Below are 19480 nucleotides of genomic sequence, written 5' to 3'. Positions count from 1 at the left end.
GGCGGAACGGGAACAGACAACGGAACCGGAGGAAACCCAGGAGGCGGAACGGGAACAGACAACGGAACCGGAGGAAACCCAGGAGGCGGAACGGGAACAGACAACGGAACCGGAGGAAACCCAGGAGGCGGAACGGGAACAGACAACGGAACCGGAGGAAATCCAGGAGGCGAAACGGGAACAGATAACGGTAAAGTTACTGAAAGTACAACGAATCAAGTAGTACATCAAAAAGCAGAAGTATTAACAAAAAATATATCTAGTGTATTAATAAAAGAAGCAGTAGATACAGTCGAAACTTATCAAGGTTTAATGAGCCTTTACGAAATGTATTATGGGATTGATTTAAGAACGAAAGATGTAGGTCCTAAGTTAGAAGAGGGAAGTTTAGATGCAATTGCGACGGATCAATCTTTGTACTACGTATTAAATAAACAAAGTTTAATTGATTTAATTTCAAATCTTGTTTCATCAAGTATTACTACAGAAATAAAGCAAGATATGTCAGGTTTAAAACAAAAAATAAACTCTTATCAACAATCTATTACTAGTGCGGATCAAAATTCTATGCTACTAGCGGAGAAATTAAATGGAACGACGCAACAAGCAACTAGTATGAATGAAAATTTAGGAGAGTATTTAAAAGGTTTAGCGAAATGGCGTGAGAATAGCTTAAAGCTAGTTGAAGAGCAGCAAGTATTAACAACAAATCATGCTGGTGAGCAAACAGCTATTTTATCGTTAGATTCTGGTATTAAATCATTAATGATGCAAAGTCAGTCATTGGTCGAAAGTTCGAAGCATAGTTTAGCAACTTCAGACGATGTATATAAAACATTTGATCAAATTAATGGACAAGCAAAAGAAATTCAAGACAGCGGAACGACAATTGTTTCAAAAGCTGATCTATTATTAAATGACTTTACGAAGAAAATAGAAGATGATAAATCATTCTCCAAAAACTTTACGAAAATTTTAGCGAATAGCCGTATTGGAGATCGTCAAAATGAGATGCTATATGACTTTTTAGCTAGTCCAGTTCAAAAGCAAAATGATGGAGTAATTGCAGCAGGTAATGCTTTTACACCGTACTTAATTGTATTAACTTGTTTCATTGTTGCATTATTTACAGCATACGCAATTGCGAATCAAGAAAAGAAACGAATGCAATCAGATCATTTTGAAGAGAAATTCTCATTAATTGATATGAATGTACCAACTACAGTAGTAGCTTTCGGTATATCAATTGTGGAAGGGATTAGTATAGGTATCATTTCTGGGCGTCTTTTAAAGTTCGGTCAGGATCAAAGTTTACTATGGATTGCGTTCATCACATTTATTATGATGGCGTTTGTATTGGTCTCAACCTACTTATTACGACAAATAAAAATGGTAGGAATGTTTATACTATTAGTATTTTTAAGCATGTACCTATTTTTAACTGAGGCAGTTGGAAGTAAAGTAGATCAAATGTCGTCTGTCGGAAAGATACGTCAATTCTCACCGCTTCAGTATATAGAAAGTTTTCTAAATGATTTTATTAGTGGTAAAGATACTGGGAAAGTTATTTTTGTCGTATTGTTTGTAATTGCCATTATTGGATTGGTTAGTAATCTATTTGTATGGCATAAGAAATGGGAGGAAAAAGAAGTAAATGATCAAACAATGGAGCATAGTGGCTAAGTTATCATTTCTCTCTATCCTTTTACTGTTTGTCGCGCTACCGATAAGGAGCGCGGCTGACAGTTATCTTGGTGATGATGGGAAGATTAAGTTTAAAGTGGATCGACTTGAAGAAAGCGACCAAGAAAAAAATAAAAAGGAACATAAGGAAACAGAATTAGATAAAGCATCGATTGAGTTATTTAACAAAGATATAGAAGAAGAAATTGAGAAAAAGAAAAAGAAAGAACAAAAAGATATGGAAGCTTTGCGAGATTCTCTTTTTACAAAACCAAAAGAGAATAATAGTGTTAAAGATACGAAAAATAGTTTGTTTAGCAGTGAATACATTGTCAGAAAAAGTGCAGATGAAGTAGCGAGTAATGAAACAATGAATGAAGAGCCAATTAGTATAACAATAATATTATTATTTGGCGGCGGCATTCTACTTATTTGCATCGGTATTTATACGGTTCTTCGTAAAAGTTGGAGGTAAAGTGATGGCAATACAAACACATATCAATGTGACAGTAGATTTTAGTAAATGGAATGGAAATACATATGATTTGCGTATTCCGAATCATCAATCTATTAAATATTTATTGAAAAACTTATTAGATACGCTAAAGATTGATAATCATGAAGGTTCACATTTTGTAATTAAAGTGAAAAACAAGTCAATTGTTTTAACAGATAATGATCGTTTAATTGATCACCAAATAACAGATGGAGATATTTTGCAAGTTTTATAAAGAATATTTTTTACTTTTAGTTATTTGAAAATAAGTTATTACGGGTTATAAAGAAAAGGAGAAGAGGATAAACATGACGGAAAAAATAATTCAAATTGATGCAATGAACTATCAATTTCAAATAGAAAAAGAAAATTGGAAATTGGAGATGACCAAATCTCAAACACGTATAAAAGACTTCCGTCAATTCGATATAATTACGGGCGAATCATCTGAATTTGTACCATTAACAATAGAAGAAACGGATGATATGTTTACGTTTCTATATCAAGTAGATAAAAAATTATATAAGTGGGACGATCTTAGCCGTTTTGGAAGAAATGAGAAATTAAGACTACTTCGGAATGTTGCGCAGTTTCGTAAATATTTAAATAAACGAATCACGTTCTTTTTACATCCAGACAATATAGTTTTTAATGCTAATTTAATACCAAGTATTATACATAGAGGAATTCGAGATATTGTTCCGCCAACCCCATTATTAGAAGAGCAATTTTTAACACAATATAAGTGTCTAATTATTGCTTTATTCTCCCAAAAACATAACTTTGATGATTTGTATGCTGGGTTACTAAAAGATGCAAAAGAAACAACATTTGAACAGACCGTTGCTCAAATGGAAAGCTTAGATGCATTACTGCAGTTTCTTGATGACAGCTTTGAGAAGGAACAAACAAAAACAGAAAAAAATATGCAGTTAGTACCTAAAAAAAGCTATAAATCATTTAAATACTTAGCTTTTTCCTTCATAGCGGCGACAGTTATTTTAGCTGCTCCTTTAATATATTTCACTTTTATAAAATTTCCTTATCAAAATAAATTGTTAGAAGCAAATGCAAGTTTCATAGCAACTGATTATGACAAAGTCATTACGCAATTGAATGAAGAGGAGTTTGAATCATTACCGATTGCATCTAAATATGAGTTAGCATTTGCATACATTACAGCTGAAAAACTAGGTGAAGCTCAAAAGAAATCGATTATGAAAAACATTAGTTTGAAAAGTGATGAAAAGTATTTGCTGTATTGGATGTATAACGGAAAAGGTAATTTTGATAAATCATTAGATTTAGCTAAGACACTTGATGATCCTCAGCTTATTATGTACGGCCTTGTTAAACAAATTGAATCACTGAAAAATAATCCGGATTTATCAGGGGAAGAACGTGATCAAAAGTTAAAAACATATGAGCAACAATTAGATGAATATAAAAAGAAATATGGCAATTCATCAAACGATAAAAATTTGTCGGACACAGAGAAAAAAGAGTAAGCACTTGATGAGACAGTTGAAAAGGAGCAGTGAACACGGATGGAGCAACTATTAGTATTGACTTATGGAGACAAAATATATAAGTGCACATTACATCCAAATGAGCAATCAATAGTGTCGATTGGAAAAGAGTGGACAAATGATATTACGAATCCAAGTTTAGAACAAGAAGTAGAGTTAAAGTGGAATAATGAAGTAAATGCTTGGATGGTACAGGATCAATTAATAGAATTCAATAAGGAAATTGAGATTGGGAAAACAAGAGATGTGAGCTTGAAAATCTTTATATCTATTGTTGGCACAACTAAAGTGTTTGATATTGGAACGAAACATTCTCTTACAGTGAGTCAAAACGATTACGATGATATTTCTATTACCGGGACTAGTGTAGATTTAATGCTATCTCGCGAAACGTTGTACGATTCTTTTAAAGTGAACGTGTATGGCGGGGATGTATTTCATAATTATACGAAGTTAAAAGATAGCGTTATGTTGGAATCAGGAGACGTATTATATTTTGATGGTATTTTATTGGAGATTGGTAGTGAAGACATTCAAGTACTTTCTTCAGAAGATAAAGTGAAATCTGCGTTACCTATTTTAGTAGAATCAGAAACGAATTATCAAAGTGGTTATCCAGACTATCATCGTTCACCACGTATTATTTACCGTGAACCAGAAGAGAAAATGACAATTGCAAAGCCTTCAAGTATGCCATCAAAACCAACGGAGCATTTAGCAAGAATCATTGCACCTTCACTTGTCATGATTGTCGTAACTGTATTACTTGCTATTTTCATGAAATATGGAATGTTTATTATCGCATCGATTGCGATGACATTAGTAACAATCATTGTTTCTGTCACATCGTATATTAAAAATTTGAAGCAATATAAAGTCGACATTGTTGAACGAGATAAAAGCTATAGAGAGTATATAAAACAAAAAACGAAAGATTTACATGCAGAAAGTGAAAAACAGCGTCACGCATTACATTATCACAATCCAAATGTAGAAGTAATACGTAATATGGCAGTTCAAGTAAATCCTAGAATTTATGAAAAAACAATGTTACATCATGATTTCTTAACATTTAGCGTTGGAACAGGACAAGCTAATACGAGTTTTGAAATTCAATTTAATGAAGAAGAATTTAGTCAAACGAAAGATGAATTAATCGATATAGCACGTGAACTAAGACAGCGTTATCTATCATTGGAAGATGTACCAGTTGTAACAGATTTAATGAATGGACCAGTCGGTTATATTGGCCAACGCTCTTTAGTGTTAGAGCAATTACAATTATTAGTTGCACAAACGGCTTTATTCCATAGTTATTATGACTTGCAGTTTATTACTATTTTTCCGGAAGAAGAAAAAGAAAAATGGGATTGGATGCGCTGGTTACCTCATGGAAGTGTTCGCGATATAAATGTACGTGGATTTGTATACCATGATCGTAGCCGTGATCAAGTGTTAAATAGTTTGTATCAAATATTGAAAGAACGAAAATTAAAACTAGATGAAAAAAGTTCTACTAATGAAAAAATGTACTTTGCACCGCACTATGTCGTTCTCATTACAGATGAAAAACTAATATTAGACCATGTTGTTATGGAATTCTTTAATGATGATCCGAGTCAATTAGGTGTATCACTTGTATTTGTACAAGATGTTATGCAAAGTTTACCGGAGCATGTGAAAACGGTAATAGATATAAGAGATGCAAAACAAGGGAACATCATCTTAGAGCAAGGAGAGCTTGTTAACCGTCAATTTAAACTAAATCACGTACCGAAAGGGTTCAATTTAGAAGATATTTCACGGGCATTAGCACCATTAAATCATTTGCAAAACTTAAAAAATAGTATTCCAGAAAGCGTAACATTTTTAGAAATGTACGGCGTTGAAAAAGTAAAAGAACTGAATATCACAAGTCGTTGGGAGAAAAATGCAGCGCATAAATCTTTAGCTGTACCACTTGGATTACGTGGTAAAGAAGATATCGTAAACTTAAACTTACACGAAAAAGCACACGGACCACACGGATTAATAGCAGGTACAACAGGTTCAGGTAAATCGGAAATTATACAATCGTATATTTTATCTCTAGCAGTCAATTTCCACCCGTACGAAGTAGCCTTTCTACTCATTGACTATAAAGGCGGCGGTATGGCGAATTTATTCAAAAACTTACCGCATTTATTAGGAACAATTACGAACTTAGATGGAGCACAAAGTATGAGAGCGCTCGCATCAATTAAAGCTGAATTGCAAAAAAGACAACGCTTATTTGGAGAAAATGATGTAAACCATATTAATCAGTATCAAAAATTGTATAAAGAAGGCTTAGTAAGTGAGCCGATGCCACATCTATTTTTAATTAGTGATGAATTCGCGGAACTGAAGTCAGAACAACCAGAATTTATGAAAGAGTTAGTTTCAACAGCGCGTATCGGTCGTTCACTCGGAATCCATTTAATATTAGCTACGCAAAAACCGAGTGGTGTTGTAGATGATCAAATTTGGAGTAACTCGAAATTCAAACTAGCATTAAAAGTGCAAAATACATCAGATAGTAATGAAATTTTAAAAACACCAGATGCTGCTGAAATTACATTACCAGGACGTGCTTATTTACAAGTTGGGAATAATGAAATTTATGAACTATTCCAATCAGCTTGGAGCGGAGCAGACTATGTAGAAAACAAAGAGGATAAAGAACATTTAGACGCAACAATCTATGCAATAAATGATCTAGGACAATATGAAATATTAAGTGAAGACTTAAGTGGACTTGGTAGCAGTAAAGAAGTAATAAGCGTACCATCTGAACTGGATGCTGTTATTGACTACATTCACGATTACGCAGAAATAAATGAAATTGAAGCGTTAGCTAGACCGTGGTTACCACCACTTCCAGAAAGCGTATATTTACAAGACTTACACGCTATTCAGTTCAAAGAAGCATGGACGAAAGAAAAGAAACCATTACAAGCAACAATTGGTCTACTAGATCAGCCTGAATTACAATCACAAACACCATTAACACTAGATATTAGTAAAGACGGACACGTAGCGGTCTTCTCAAGTCCAGGCTACGGAAAATCAACATTCTTACAATCAGTCATTATGGATGTAGCTCGTCAGCATAGTCCGGAGCATTTGCATGTGTATTTATTAGACTTCGGAACAAATGGCTTAATGCCATTAAAATCTTTACCGCATGTGGCAGACATCATTACATTAGACCAAGTTGAAAAATGCGAGAAATTTCTTCGTCGCATAGAAGACCTATTAAAAGATAGAAAGCAATTGCTAAGTAAATATGGTGTTGCGAGTCTTGAAATGTATGAGAGAGCTAGTAAAGAAGTATTACCAACAATATTAATTACGTTAGATAACTATGATGCTGTTAGAGAAGCTGGATTTGTCGAAGACTTTGAACGCATTATTGCACAAATTGTACGTGAAGGGGCAGCAGTAGGAATTCATTTAATGCTTACGGCTACACGTCAAAATGCATTGAGAGTACAAGTAAATACAAATATTAAACTACAAATTGCTCTATATATGATAGATGAGGCAGAATCTAGAGCTATTGTAGGAAGAACAGACTTAAAAATTGAAGAATTAGCAGGCCGTGGTTTAGTTAAAATTGACGAACCAACAATCTTCCAAACAGCTTTACCGACAAATGGAGAAGATGTCCTTACTCGAATTGAAAATATACAAGCTGAAGGAAAAGAGATGGATTCCTTCTGGGATGGAGAAAGACCGAAAGCAATTCCTATGGTACCTGAAGTTCTGGAATACAAGGAATTCATTGCATGGCCAGAAACAAGAAAAATTATTGAAGCAGGCAAACTAACATTTGGTGTAGAGACAGAAAACGTTACGCCTCTCGAATTAGATTTAACGGAAGCGTCTAATATTGTTGTAGGGGGAATTAAGAAAGATGAAGTTGAAAATGTAGTTCATCAATTCCTTCAACAGTTAGCAGACAGTGGACACTTTGACCTAGGTTTAATTGATACAAGAACACGAAATTTCTCAAACTATAGAGAGAGCGCTGCTTTATATGTAGCTGAAAAAACAGGAATTGAGAAAACGATTAAACAAGTTACAAACGCTTATAAATCGAGAGAAGCGGCGTTTAAAGAGGAGCAGGAAGCATCAAGTGAAACAGTGAATCCGGCAGAATTTATTAAGAAATTTAAGCCGATTGTAATCGTAATTGCAGATGTAAATGATATTTTAAGTAATTTAGAAGATAGCGATATATATAGTTTAGCGGAATTAATAACAAATGGTGCATTTATGGGCATCCACTTCGTAATTGGCTGTGATGTTGATTCAATTGACAGTCGATACGACTTAGTTTCAAAAACAATAAAAACGCAATCTCATGTTATTTTACTTAGAAAATCATCAGGCCAAATGGTCTTCGATGTATCTAATAAAGATTTAAGTAGTACAAAATTAAATCCATTTGAAGGGTATTTTGTTGAAAATCGTTTTGCTACTAGAATTAAAGTGCCAACTATTTAAGGGGGGATTTGCATGGGGATAGAGGAATTAAATAGTCAAAAATCTGGTTTATTAAGTAGTATAAGTCATCAACAAGGGCAATTGGCTGAACTACAAATGAAACTAAGAAGGCTAATAACTGCTAAAGGGAAATTTGTAAATAATCTTGAAGCAATTAAACAAAATCAAGAGCAGTTTAAGTCCTTAGAAATAAACGAAAGTAGTTGGAAAGGGCAAAGAGCAACTACTTTTAAAGAAACATATGAACAACAAGTCATTTCGAATTTAGGGAAGTTTATCGGAGAACTAGGGAGAGTGCAAGAAGACATCGATCAAGCTATACGGCGGCTTGAAAGAGAAATCGCTACATGTGAGTCTAGTATTCTTTCTCTAAGTAGAAGTGTTTCAATGGTTGACGCTAGTATTCAAGTAGAAGTACAGAAGGCGGGGAAATGATAAATGGGGGAAATTAAATTAAATAAAGGGGTATTTGATGCGAAAGTAAGTGATTTGAAAAGTGGTGCTAGTGATTTAGGTAAGACTAAATTTAATGGTATGCAGTTGAGTCGTACGAATTTGACTAGGCTGATTCAATATTGTGAAGCAATTGAAAAGTTATCTCAAAAGGTGCAGCGATATGAACAGATATTAGAAAATGACTTAAATAAAATACAACAAACTGGGGAGAAAATAGTTGAAAAAGACGAACAACTTGAGAAGCAATTAAGAATGATAGATTCAAATTATCATGCAAAATAAGGAGGGAGAAACGTGGATAAAAATATAGAGTTACAAGAAGTAAAAGAACTTCAAAATAGATTTCAAGCAAGTGCCACTGAGTTGAATCAACAGTTTGAATCATTATTAGGAAAGATAGCGGATTTTAGTGAGATTAATTCATTTCAAGGTGCTGCTGCTGATGGAATTAAAGGCCATTTATCTAGAGTTCATGGAAGTGTTATTTCAGGTTGTATGGTCGCAGCAGAAAGCTTAAGCATGCAATTTGAAAAAGCAATAGAAGATTTTAATAGTTCTGTTGATAGTGATGCAGATACGAAAATTTATGGGAGTTATTTAGATAATGTAAAGCAAAAAATTAATGGGTATAGTAACAGTTTTAATCAATCAAATGAATTAGCACAACAGACTATCAGTTCAATTAATGATATTGTTCCGATCCATTATCCCCCATCATCAGGAATTTCTGAAGGGGTTGAAAAAAGTCAAAAAGAAATCAGTGATACGTTAGAAAAACTAGAGGCTTACAATAGTCAACAAAATGATCTTCAAAATTTTGATGACATGTTACGCGGATTAGATGGTGCTATGAGACAAATACAAGAGACTGAAGGGAACTTTTCTAGTGATACAACCGAAAAACTTCTGTCTGAAGGAACCTTCGCATCTATAGTTGGAGTAGCTAAAATGATTGCGGGATATACGGGTAAAGCGAAAAAAGGAGTAGTCGGATTATTTTCTGGTTATTTACGCCTTGTTTACATGAAAAAAAATTTGGGATTTGGTGTTGATTTTGATGTTAATGCTCGAAAAGGAAAAGGGGCATATGTATTTAAAACTTTAAACGATGCCGATATTGTAGCGGCTTCCAAACTTTTAGCTACAGATGCAAATGAAGATGCTATTTTTAAATTTATTTTTAAAGATAAATTTAAAGTCAAGTACAACAACGAAACAAGAAATGTAATAAAACAAGCAAAAAAAGATATTTATAAATTGCCTGAATTTAAAGCGGGTGAAGATTTTATGATGACTCGGAAGGAAGAAGGTTTTTTAAAAGCATTTAAAAATAAATGGACAGATTCATTTGGGACCGAATTTCAAAAGAGCATTGACGAATTCAATTTTAAGAAATGGCCAGAGACATTTAAAAAACTCAAAGGTACTGGGACGCTCTTCAAAAGTGTGGCAATTATGGGAACGGGGTTGACAGTTGTAGATAATATTATACAGTCACAAGATGATGGATTTCAGCTACAGGATGTAAGAGATGTTGCATTAGATACAGGTGTGGACTTAGCATATGCAGCGGGAGCAGCAGCAACTGGAGCAGCGATTGGGACTGCGTTAGGACCACTTGGTACCTTGGCAGGAGGAGCGGTAGGCGCAGTGGCTGGTGTTCTAATCTCAGTAGGCTTAAACACAAAATCTGATAGATTGGGAGGCGAAAGTGTAGTTAGCGGAACAAAGAAATTAGTAAAATGGGCGGTAAATATGAACGATAATTTAAAGTCTGGAAATTATAAAGAATTTACGAAAGAGAATGTAACAGTTATAAAAAAATTGAAGTCAATATTTTGGTGATGAATATAAAATTTGAAAGTAGGATAAGTGAATGTGGAACATAAAAGAAGAAGATTTAGACTTTTTCAAAGTTACAAATAAAAACCGATTAAGTCCTGATGGTGTAATGGCATTTTTAGTTGGAGTCTTTGTATATGCTTCATTACCGATGTTTTTTATTATTTTGGGTTTTTTACAACTTGGTTGGGAGGCTTATCCAAAATCTTTTGAACGAATAATTGTTTCTGTAGAGTTAGCATTATATATTCTGCAAATCCTTTTTTTGATAATCTATTCATTTCCGAAATTAAGATTTAAATTACAAAAGTTACAAGCCATTGTAATTGTGTTTAACTCGTTTCAAGTTGCAACGGTAGGGTATGCGTATGTATTAATTGAAGCAATATTTGGATATTCTTGTGAAAATCTAACAGTATTTTATGTAGGTCTATTATTATTAGGAGCGATAATTACTCATATTGTAATAACAATCCATACTTTTAAAAAAGCAAAATATGGAGGCTATAAGTTAAAAGGGGAGTCAGCCTCATTTTTTACTAATACAAAACTTTGGATGTTAATTGGAATGTTTATTTATATAGTTGTCCTTTTGATATTAATCTTTGCAAGTATTCATTTTGCGCTAAAGCCAATGGTGTTCTATTTTTTACAAACAATAATATTATATGTATTTGCCGTTGCATCAGCAGAATTCGTCCTATTGGTGTATTGTCGCTTCAAATTCCCATCTTTTAATATTACGTGGGAACAACATGAAAAGGAACGCCAAGAATTTATAGCAAATAGAAAAAGAATCAGAGAAAAAGAACAAAAGAAAAATAAAAATTGAAATGAGATTTGTAAATGATAGTCATAAACTGTTTTTTTTATGTGCGTGGAAGAATCTATTTGTGAAGAAATAAATAAATCACTGTATAAGGGGTAGAGATTATGAAAGTTCAGTATAAAGCATTATCGCTTTTAAATTTAATAAGCATCACTCAAATAGTAAAAAAAGATGATTGGTTGTTACCAGCTATCGCACTTAGAAATCAAGTAGTTCATAACGATATATACCCAATAGGACCTGTTCTTTTTACGTATTCACCATTAGAGAATGAACCGGAATATGGTGAATATATGTATTGTGTCCCAGTGAATGGAAGGGTAAATATGGAAGAGGATTCACCTTATGAGTATATTGATGCAATTCTTATTGAAGAAGCACTTTGTGTTAGATTCTCAGATGAAGATGGTGATATTGAAGACGCTTATCGTGTTTTAAATGAATTTGCTGAACAGAATCATATGAAATTAGATAGTAGCTTTTATCACGTATGTTTAGATGTATATGGTGATATGTGGTTGGATATTTATGCTCCTATTATTGAAGTAGGTGAATTAGTGCGATGATAGTTGAGGAACAAAGCATTGCTTATACAAATGTTGTATCGAGAGAATATTTTTTTCACTATACTGATATGGAAAAAATAATAGAAGATTTATTGACAGAAATTGCGCAAGCGAATTTAACGGTCAAAGGTCCAATGTTTTATGCGCTGAAAAATGTACCATCAGATGGAGATATGTTTATTGAATTATTTATGCCAGTATATGAGAGTAGTATTCCTAAATCAGAAACAATGAAGTTTCGAAGTTATTACTATGTTGATAACATGCTAATGAAAAGATATGCAGGAGATTTTGAAACATTAACAGAGTATGCATATGCTGAGATTCTTCAGTATATGGAAGATAATGAACTTGATATGATCTCACCTATTTACCATATTTTTAGTGGTGATGAAGAGTTACAGTATGTTGAAATAAAAATTGCAGTAGATACACAATAATAATTTAGTACACTTTTAGTAATAAAGATATGAAAAGTAAAACCCTAATTTTAGTTTTGTTTTATAGAAGTATATAAAGGTATTCTTGAATTAAGAGTTCTAATTGTTGTTTTTAGTAGTAAGGGGCCTACATATGTGGTTATTTTCAAAAGAAAAACCTTTGTACTTTCAGTAAGAGTGTGGGGATAAAACTGGGGGATTAATTGAACAGAAAATATTGGATAAAGTATCGGTGGATGATTGCATAATAGCTGTTGAAATGCTTGATATATTGTTTATATACCTAAATTTGCAGAAGAACTTGCAATGATTTTATATATTAGTAATAAAGAATTATCCCGAACGGTTGCTATGTTTGTTGGTACATTTGAAATTTTTGTACAAGTTTCAAACACAACAAAAGTTATTATCCAATGTATTCCGGTAGATGAGGAAATGGAAGAATAAGTATTTTCGGATATGAAAGTGATTGGTTTTAAATATAAGAAAAAATCCACTGACGAAGAGAAAGAAGAAATAGCAGAGTGGATGCTGGAATATAAAAAGATGTGTAAAAAAATAGCAGAGCACTATGAAATAGCTTAAAAAGAATCATTATTATAATGTAACAATATCTGAGATTAATAGAACCTTCTCTTTTCATCAAAATGAGAAGGTTTTTATTTTTAATCTACATGATTTAAGGGAATGTAGTTAAGGGTGGGACAATTGGATGTGGAACATAAAAGAAGAAGATTTAGATGAATTTAAAATAACATGTAGACATCGTTTAAGCCCTGAAGGAGCTATGTTGTTTATGTTTGGTGGAATGCTTTATAGTTCGTTATTGATGCTTTTTATTTTTGTAGCATTAATTAGATTTGGCTGGGATTACTATCCGACTCTTTTTGACACAGTAATAGTTAGAATGGAATTGTTGTTATATAGCCTACAAGTAATCTTTTTTATTATATATCTGATCCCTAAGGTACGTTTTAAATTTCAAAAGCTCCAGACATTGGTGATATTATTATATGCGTTTCAGTTAGGTACTATAGGTCTTACGGCATTTGTTCTTCCAGGGATGAGTAATTATTCTATTAATTTTATTACGCTTATTTATGTAGGTTTACTAGTATTAGGAGCAATACTTGTTCATGGTGTAACAACATTTGATACTTTTAAACAAGCAAGTAAAGGTGCGTTTAATATGGGAGAAAGATCTACTTCATTTTTTAATAAGGCAAAGAAAAATGTAATGTTTGGTGTGGTAATTTATGTACTAATTCTTCTCGTTTTAATTTATATACAAAATAATTACTCATTGAGCATAATGTTTGGTTACTTTATATTTACGTTCATCATGTACGCGATAGCCATAGGCGCAGCTGAGTTCCAATTATTAGCCTATTGTAGATTTAAATTTCCATCATTTTATATTTCGTGGGAGGAATACGAAAGGGAGCGCCAGGAATTCTTAAAGCGCTATAAAGAGAGAGAAGAAAAGAAAGAAAAAGAAATAAAATAAGTTTTGCATCGAAATGAGGAAAGGTGAATCCTTGAAATACAAGAAGAAGATTTAGGCTTTTTTCAAATTACAAATAAAAACCGATTAAGTCCTGATGGTGTAATGGCCTTTTTAGTTGGAGTCTTTGTATACGCTTCATTACCGATGTTTTTTATTGTTTTTGGGTTTTTACAACTTGGTTGGGAGGCTTATCCAAAATCTTTTGAACGAATATTTGTTTGTGTAGAGTTAGTATTATATATTCTGCAAACCCTTTTTTTGATTATCTATTCATTTCCGAAATTAAGATTTAAATTACAAAAGTTACAAGCCATTGTAATTGTGTTTAACTCGTTTCAAGTTGCAACGGTAGGGTATGCGTATGTATTAATTGAAGCGATATTTGGATATACTTGTGAAAATTTAACCGTATGTTATATAGGTCTATTATTATTAAGAGCGATTACTACTCATATTGTAATTACAATCCATACTTTTAAAAAAGAAAAATATGGAGGCTATAAGAAGGTTTTTATTTTTAATCTATATGATTTAAGTAAAGGTAGTTAAAGGTGGGAAACTTGGATGTGGAATATAAAAGAAAAAGATTTAGATGAATTTAAAATAACATGTAGAAATCGTTTAAGTCCTGAGGCTACTGTAGGTTTTATGCTAGGTTCAATCATATACACCTCATTAATCATGTTAGGTGTAATTTATGGTTTGGTGAAATTTGGTTGGTCAGTATATCCTAGTTTACTAGAGGAAACAATTATTAAAATAGAGTTATGTTTGTATAGCTTACAAATCATTTTTCTTATTGTATATCTATTTCCCAAAGCCCGTTTTAAATTTCAAAAGTTACAAGCTATAGTTATATTGTTATATGCACTTCAACTTGCGACTATAGGATTTGTAACAGTAGTTGTTTCGAGTATTTTTGGTTATTCAAATGATCGTATTACATTGACTTATGTAGCCTTATTATTGTTAGGAGCTTTTATTATTCATATTTTTACAACGATTAATACCTTTAAGCAAGCTAGCGAAGGCGCATTTAGTAAGTGGGAAAATTCAGTTTCATTTTTTAGTAAGACAAAAGATTTTTTAATGATTGCCTCTATATTATGTGTATTAACTCTCTTAATCTTAATTTATATTAATAATGATTATACGATGGAGCAAATAGGTTGGTATGCCGTATTGACCCTTATACTATATTCGGTAGCCATAGGTGCAGCAGAGTTCCAATTATTAGCCTATTGTAGATTTAAATTTCCATCATTTTATATTTCGTGGGAGGAGCATGAAAGGGAACGTCAGAAAAGACTAAAGCTTTATGAAGAAAAGGAAAAAAAGCAAGCCAAAGAAATAAAATAAGTTTTGCGTCGAAATGAGGAAAGATGAATGCTTAAAATAAAGGAAGAAGATTTAGGTTTTTTCAAAATTGTAAATAAAAATCGATTAAGTCCGGATTATATAAGAATCTTTTATGGGGGAGTTTTTGTATATACTTCTATACCAATGTTCATCATGTTTTTAGGTGTTTTGCTGAACGGTGATAAGATTTCTTTAACACCATTTGAAACATTTTTGGTACGATCTGAGGTAAAGTTATACATTTTGGAGTTGATTTTTTTAATAATTTTCATGTCTTCAAAGGTTGCTTTTAAATTACAGAAACTCCAAGCCATCGTGACTTTATTTTATTCTTTTCAATTAGCAACATTACCATTTATCGTTATGATGGTTGAAGGAATGTTTGATTTTCCAAGTAATAATAAAACGTTAGTTTATATTGGTTTAATAATGTTAGGGGCGCTTTGTACTCACATTGTAACTACAATTGATGTTTTTAAAAAGGCAAAACATGGAGGATATAAATCGGAAGGGCCAGCTGTCTCATTTTTTACTAACGCAAAATTATATTTATCGATTGGAATGACAATTGGTGTAATGGTTCTACTTATATTAATTTTTCTAAATCTTAATTATACATTTAGCCAAATAGCAATTTATGTTGTACAAACAATAATATTATATATATTCGCTGTAGTATCAGCAGAATTCGTCCTATTGGTGTATTGTCGCTTTAAATTTCCATCATTTAATATTACGTGGGAACAACATGAAAAGGAACGCCAAGAATTTATAGCAAATAGAAAAAGAATAAGAGAGAAAGAACAAAAGCGAAACAAAAACTGAAATGAAAGTTGTAAATGATACTCGTAAACTTATATTGAAGATAGAATGAATACATTATTCATAAATTAACTAGTAAAGGGAGGAATGTAAGATCTTGAATAAAGATTCTAAAGCCGTAAAAAAAGAAAAAGGTTTTTTTGAAGGTGTAATAGCACCTATTATTGTTGGGATTATGTTTATCTTTTTAATTCTATATAAAATAGCAGAGTTTCTGGGGAAGTGGCTCATTATTTTGTCAATACCGAGCTATATTGTTACTATGTTTATTTTTTTATACCAGAAAGAATATGGAGGTGTATTGGTTTGTGGAATAGGCTTAATACTAATGCTATCGCTGTATTTTGTGTTTGTTAAAAAAAGTAAAAAAGGCTAGTTTAATATGAAATACTAAAAACATTTATTTACTTTCAGTTTGTCTACAAAAATAGAGTTATTACATGATTTTAGAAAAGATGGTGTAATTATATGTGGAATATAAAAGAAGAAGATTTAAATGAATTTAAAAGTACTTGTAAGAACCGCTTAAGTCCCGACTGGGCTACAGGGTTTATGTTTGGAACGATGTTTTTTATTTCATTAATAATGTTTTTTCTTATTGTAGGGTTAATAAGGTTTGGTTGGAGTTATTACCCGACTCTCTTTGATAAAATAATTGTTAGCCTTGAGTTAGTGCTTTATAGTCTTCAAGTAATTTTTTTAATTATTTATCTGTTTCCTAAGATGCCATTTAAATTTCAGAAACTACAAACACTTGTGGTACTGTTATATGCGTTTCAGCTAGGTACTATTACATTTACAATGTTGATAATCCCGGGAATGTCAAATTATTCAATTGATCAAATTACATTAATGTATGTTGGGTTATTATTTTTAGGTGCAGTCATATTACATATTTTAGCGACTATTGATACTTTTAGACAGGCAAGTAAAGGGGCATTTAATACGGGAGAAGAATCCTCATCATTTTTTAGTAAAACAAAGAGGATTGCAATTAAGTGTGCTCTAATTTATGTGTTAACTCTTCTCATTTTAATTTATGTGTATAATGATTATACACTGAAGATTTTTGGATTGTATGCGGGAGGAACTTTAATAATGTACGCAGTAGCCATAGGTGCAGCAGAGTTCCAATTATTAGCCTATTGTAGATTTAAATTTCCATCATTTTATATTTCGTGGGAGGAGCACGAAAAGGAACGTCAGAAAAGACTAAAGCTTTATGAAGAGAAGGAAAAAAACAAGCCAAAGAAATAAAATAAATTTCGGGTTCTGAAAATTCAAATAGAATATATAAGCAATTAAGGGTTGGATATAAATCGATGCTATTAAAAATTAAAGTATCCTCAATATAATCTGTATGAGTAAATAAATACCAATAAGTACAGGTGAAGTGTATTACTTTCCAAAAGGGAACATAACGAACCTAAAAATCCCTAGAGTAACTAACGGGGTGTCAGTATGAAGTTAAAGATGAAAGCTAAGATGATGATAGTTCTGTCAGAAGTAGCAAGTTTATTAAGTGGGATATACCTAAAAGATTATCTGAATTTAGTTGTACAAAAATCTATGTACTTAAAAATATTAAGAATGGAATAGAATTTTAGTGGATGAAAATTATTTAAACTGTATAGAAGGTGAAATGTCAGGGTGTGGAAAATAAAAGAAGAAGATTTAGATAAATTTCGAATAACATGTCAAGGCCGTTTAAGTCCTGAAGGTGCTACGGGTTTTATGCTTGGAACAATATTTTATATTTCAATATTTATGTTTATTATTTTTGTAGGGGATTTGAATTACTACAACAATTTTTTTGATAGAACAATTGTTAAAACTGAAATTGTGTTATTTAGTATTCAAATTATATTTTTAATTATATATCTATTTCCGAAAGCATGTTTTAAATTTCAAAAGTTACAAACGCTAATCGTATTACTATATGCGTTTCAATTTGGAACGATATTATTTGTAGTTTCAATTGTTTCTGAAATGGCTGACAATTCAATTGGTAGGATGTATACCGGGCTACTAGTTGTAGGAGCAGTTATTATCCATATTGTAGCAACACTAGATACATTTAAACAAGCAAGTGAAGGTGCATTTAGTAGTGATGAAAGATCCACCTCGTTTTTTAGTAAGACAAAAGGAGCTATGATAAAGGGAGCTATAATATATATATTCATACTACTTATTTTGATGTATTTTCAAAATGATTATTCAATTGATTTTTTTGTTATGTATGGAGTAGGAACTGTATTAATGTATGCGGTTGCAATCGGAGCGGCAGAATTCCAACTATTGGCGTACTGTAGATTCAAATTTAAGTCATTTCATATGACGTGGGAAGAGAATGAGAGAATGCGTGGGAGAATTCGAAAGCGAAATAAGAAATTCAAAACGAAAAATAAAGTGAAACTTTAATCAGTGGGGGTTTTCTTCATCCCCCACTGATTATTAGTTGAACCAATCGGACTTTTATGGGCAGTTGATCCCCCACCTAACTTCTTTGCTTTCGCTGCATTTTGAGGTGGGGGTCTTACTGCCCATTAAAGCGGGATAAATAATATATTAATAGAATTTTAGTGCGCGAAAAATAATTGAAACGTATAGAAGGTGAAGGGCCAGGATGTGGAATATAAAAGAAGAAGATTTAGATAAGTTTAGGATGACATGTAATGATCGTTTAAGTCCTGAGGGTGCTACAGGATTTATGTTTGGAGGAATACTTTATAGTTCAATAGCTGTTTTTTTCTATTATTGTATCAGGTGATTGGGATTACTGTATGGTCCTCCTTAATATAGGAATTGTTAAGCTGGAAGTGTTGTTATATGCTCTGCAAGTAATTTTTTTCATTCTATATTTATTTCCAAAAGCTCAATTTAAATTTCAAAAGCTACAAACACTTGTTGTATTATTAAATGCATTTCAAATGGCAATAATCTTACTCGTAGTTTTGATTGGTACTAAAATGGCTAATAATTCAATTGATCAGATAACATTACTGTATGCAGGATTGTTATTTTTAGGAGCAGTTGTTGTTCATATTGTGACAACGCTTGATACGTTTAAACAAGCGAGTGAAGGTGCGTTTAGTATGGATGAAAGGTATGCTTCTTTCTTTAGTAAAACAAAGGGAAAGATGATGAAGGGGCTACATTTTACGCAGCAACTAGTTTTATTTTGATATATTTTCATAACGATTATGGGTGGGATACTTTAGGTATGTAGTAGGGCCCCTTTTAACGTATTATCCGAAAGAAGTATCCTCCCAGAGGCGTGTGAAAGACGATAGTCTAGCGGTAGGTGGGGGATGAATGTCGGTTTGGCGTAGCCAAACATTTGAGTTTCCTATTTATTTCGCCCCTGATATAATCAGTCTTATAAGAGGTAAAGTTTGGTATAACAATGAAAGTAGATAAT

General features: G+C 32.3%; 19 protein-coding genes and 2 pseudogenes. All 21 read left to right on the top strand.

Features of this window, described 5'->3' with window-relative positions:
- A pseudogene (locus AB6801_RS01895) lies at window positions 1-1683 on the top strand (type VII secretion protein EsaA); the annotation flags it as partial.
- On the top strand, window positions 1655-2158 hold the full coding sequence (essA, locus tag AB6801_RS01890; RefSeq protein WP_000595655.1) for a type VII secretion protein EssA: 504 nt from the start codon (window positions 1655-1657) through the stop codon (window positions 2156-2158). The pseudogene AB6801_RS01895 and the gene essA, both read left to right, overlap by 29 nt.
- A 4-nt stretch (window positions 2159-2162) precedes the next feature.
- The gene (locus AB6801_RS01885) at window positions 2163-2414 is read left to right on the top strand and encodes an EsaB/YukD family protein (RefSeq protein WP_001007571.1); all 252 of its coding nucleotides are present in this window, start codon (window positions 2163-2165) and stop codon (window positions 2412-2414) included.
- Window positions 2415-2487: 73 nt separating this feature from the next.
- A complete protein-coding gene (gene essB, locus AB6801_RS01880) occupies window positions 2488-3687 on the top strand; it encodes a type VII secretion protein EssB (protein ID WP_000136611.1) in 1200 nt (399 codons plus the stop codon).
- Between the two features lie 39 nt (window positions 3688-3726).
- Window positions 3727-8238 carry a type VII secretion protein EssC gene (gene essC / locus AB6801_RS01875; protein ID WP_048558205.1) on the top strand — a complete coding sequence of 1504 codons (4512 nt, stop codon included), beginning with the start codon at window positions 3727-3729 and terminating at the stop codon, window positions 8236-8238.
- A 12-nt stretch (window positions 8239-8250) separates the two neighbouring features.
- Entirely contained in the window at window positions 8251-8673 is a 423-nt protein-coding gene (locus tag AB6801_RS01870; RefSeq protein ID WP_000510565.1) for a YwqH-like family protein, read from the top strand.
- Between the two features lie 3 nt (window positions 8674-8676).
- A complete protein-coding gene (locus tag AB6801_RS01865) occupies window positions 8677-8976 on the top strand; it encodes a TIGR04197 family type VII secretion effector (RefSeq protein WP_053512322.1) in 300 nt (99 codons plus the stop codon).
- A 12-nt stretch (window positions 8977-8988) separates the two neighbouring features.
- Window positions 8989-10539 carry a T7SS effector LXG polymorphic toxin gene (locus AB6801_RS01860; RefSeq protein ID WP_097999319.1) on the top strand — a complete coding sequence of 517 codons (1551 nt, stop codon included), beginning with the start codon at window positions 8989-8991 and terminating at the stop codon, window positions 10537-10539.
- 31 nt (window positions 10540-10570) lie between these two features.
- Window positions 10571-11368: a hypothetical protein gene (locus tag AB6801_RS01855; RefSeq protein WP_097999318.1), complete on the top strand. Its 798-nt coding sequence runs from the start codon at window positions 10571-10573 to the stop codon at window positions 11366-11368.
- A 101-nt stretch (window positions 11369-11469) separates the two neighbouring features.
- Window positions 11470-11931 (top strand): DUF5085 family protein, encoded by a 462-nt coding sequence (locus AB6801_RS01850; protein ID WP_061667204.1) that lies wholly within the window; start codon window positions 11470-11472, stop codon window positions 11929-11931.
- Window positions 11928-12371: a DUF5085 family protein gene (locus AB6801_RS01845; protein WP_000634597.1), complete on the top strand. Its 444-nt coding sequence runs from the start codon at window positions 11928-11930 to the stop codon at window positions 12369-12371. The genes AB6801_RS01850 and AB6801_RS01845 overlap by 4 nt, the downstream gene beginning before the upstream one ends.
- 306 nt (window positions 12372-12677) lie before the next feature.
- Window positions 12678-12818, top strand: coding sequence for a hypothetical protein (locus AB6801_RS01840; protein ID WP_238601968.1), 141 nt, complete (start codon window positions 12678-12680; stop codon window positions 12816-12818).
- A 12-nt stretch (window positions 12819-12830) separates the two neighbouring features.
- Window positions 12831-12956, top strand: a complete 126-nt coding sequence (locus AB6801_RS01835) for a hypothetical protein (RefSeq protein WP_255262000.1) — start codon at window positions 12831-12833, stop codon at window positions 12954-12956.
- Window positions 12957-13083: 127 nt separating this feature from the next.
- A complete protein-coding gene (locus AB6801_RS01830; protein WP_097999317.1) occupies window positions 13084-13878 on the top strand; it encodes a hypothetical protein in 795 nt (264 codons plus the stop codon).
- Between the two features lie 102 nt (window positions 13879-13980).
- Entirely contained in the window at window positions 13981-14427 is a 447-nt protein-coding gene (locus AB6801_RS01825) for a hypothetical protein (RefSeq protein ID WP_240514391.1), read from the top strand.
- 15 nt (window positions 14428-14442) lie between these two features.
- On the top strand, window positions 14443-15237 hold the full coding sequence (locus tag AB6801_RS01820) for a hypothetical protein (protein WP_062821207.1): 795 nt from the start codon (window positions 14443-14445) through the stop codon (window positions 15235-15237).
- Between the two features lie 27 nt (window positions 15238-15264).
- Window positions 15265-16062 (top strand): hypothetical protein, encoded by a 798-nt coding sequence (locus AB6801_RS01815; protein WP_097999316.1) that lies wholly within the window; start codon window positions 15265-15267, stop codon window positions 16060-16062.
- Between the two features lie 94 nt (window positions 16063-16156).
- The gene (locus tag AB6801_RS01810; RefSeq protein WP_001030796.1) at window positions 16157-16435 is read left to right on the top strand and encodes a hypothetical protein; all 279 of its coding nucleotides are present in this window, start codon (window positions 16157-16159) and stop codon (window positions 16433-16435) included.
- A 92-nt stretch (window positions 16436-16527) separates the two neighbouring features.
- Window positions 16528-17316: a hypothetical protein gene (locus tag AB6801_RS01805; protein WP_062821209.1), complete on the top strand. Its 789-nt coding sequence runs from the start codon at window positions 16528-16530 to the stop codon at window positions 17314-17316.
- Between the two features lie 393 nt (window positions 17317-17709).
- Window positions 17710-18480, top strand: coding sequence for a hypothetical protein (locus tag AB6801_RS01800; protein ID WP_064774891.1), 771 nt, complete (start codon window positions 17710-17712; stop codon window positions 18478-18480).
- Between the two features lie 205 nt (window positions 18481-18685).
- A pseudogene (locus AB6801_RS01795) lies at window positions 18686-19288 on the top strand (hypothetical protein).
- Window positions 19289-19480 lie beyond the last annotated feature (192 nt).

This window comes from Bacillus sp. RCC_6_1, from assembly GCF_041360755.1.
Lineage (GTDB): Bacteria > Bacillota > Bacilli > Bacillales > Bacillaceae_G > Bacillus_A > Bacillus_A cereus.
This window is presented reverse-complemented; position numbering and strand designations above follow the sequence as displayed.

What these genes read in the sequence shown, in the direction of transcription:
- essA (WP_000595655.1), top strand. Translation starts at nt 1,655, where the DNA reads ATGATCAAACAATGGAGCATAGTGGCTAAGTTATCATTTCTCTCTATC.
- AB6801_RS01885 (WP_001007571.1), top strand. Translation starts at nt 2,163, where the DNA reads ATGGCAATACAAACACATATCAATGTGACAGTAGATTTTAGTAAATGG.
- essB (WP_000136611.1), top strand. Translation starts at nt 2,488, where the DNA reads ATGACGGAAAAAATAATTCAAATTGATGCAATGAACTATCAATTTCAA.
- essC (WP_048558205.1), top strand. Translation starts at nt 3,727, where the DNA reads ATGGAGCAACTATTAGTATTGACTTATGGAGACAAAATATATAAGTGC.
- AB6801_RS01870 (WP_000510565.1), top strand. Translation starts at nt 8,251, where the DNA reads ATGGGGATAGAGGAATTAAATAGTCAAAAATCTGGTTTATTAAGTAGT.
- AB6801_RS01865 (WP_053512322.1), top strand. Translation starts at nt 8,677, where the DNA reads ATGGGGGAAATTAAATTAAATAAAGGGGTATTTGATGCGAAAGTAAGT.
- AB6801_RS01855 (WP_097999318.1), top strand. Translation starts at nt 10,571, where the DNA reads ATGTGGAACATAAAAGAAGAAGATTTAGACTTTTTCAAAGTTACAAAT.
- AB6801_RS01850 (WP_061667204.1), top strand. Translation starts at nt 11,470, where the DNA reads ATGAAAGTTCAGTATAAAGCATTATCGCTTTTAAATTTAATAAGCATC.
- AB6801_RS01845 (WP_000634597.1), top strand. Translation starts at nt 11,928, where the DNA reads ATGATAGTTGAGGAACAAAGCATTGCTTATACAAATGTTGTATCGAGA.
- AB6801_RS01840 (WP_238601968.1), top strand. Translation starts at nt 12,678, where the DNA reads ATGATTTTATATATTAGTAATAAAGAATTATCCCGAACGGTTGCTATG.
- AB6801_RS01835 (WP_255262000.1), top strand. Translation starts at nt 12,831, where the DNA reads ATGAAAGTGATTGGTTTTAAATATAAGAAAAAATCCACTGACGAAGAG.
- AB6801_RS01830 (WP_097999317.1), top strand. Translation starts at nt 13,084, where the DNA reads ATGTGGAACATAAAAGAAGAAGATTTAGATGAATTTAAAATAACATGT.
- AB6801_RS01825 (WP_240514391.1), top strand. Translation starts at nt 13,981, where the DNA reads ATGGCCTTTTTAGTTGGAGTCTTTGTATACGCTTCATTACCGATGTTT.
- AB6801_RS01820 (WP_062821207.1), top strand. Translation starts at nt 14,443, where the DNA reads ATGTGGAATATAAAAGAAAAAGATTTAGATGAATTTAAAATAACATGT.
- AB6801_RS01815 (WP_097999316.1), top strand. Translation starts at nt 15,265, where the DNA reads ATGCTTAAAATAAAGGAAGAAGATTTAGGTTTTTTCAAAATTGTAAAT.
- AB6801_RS01805 (WP_062821209.1), top strand. Translation starts at nt 16,528, where the DNA reads ATGTGGAATATAAAAGAAGAAGATTTAAATGAATTTAAAAGTACTTGT.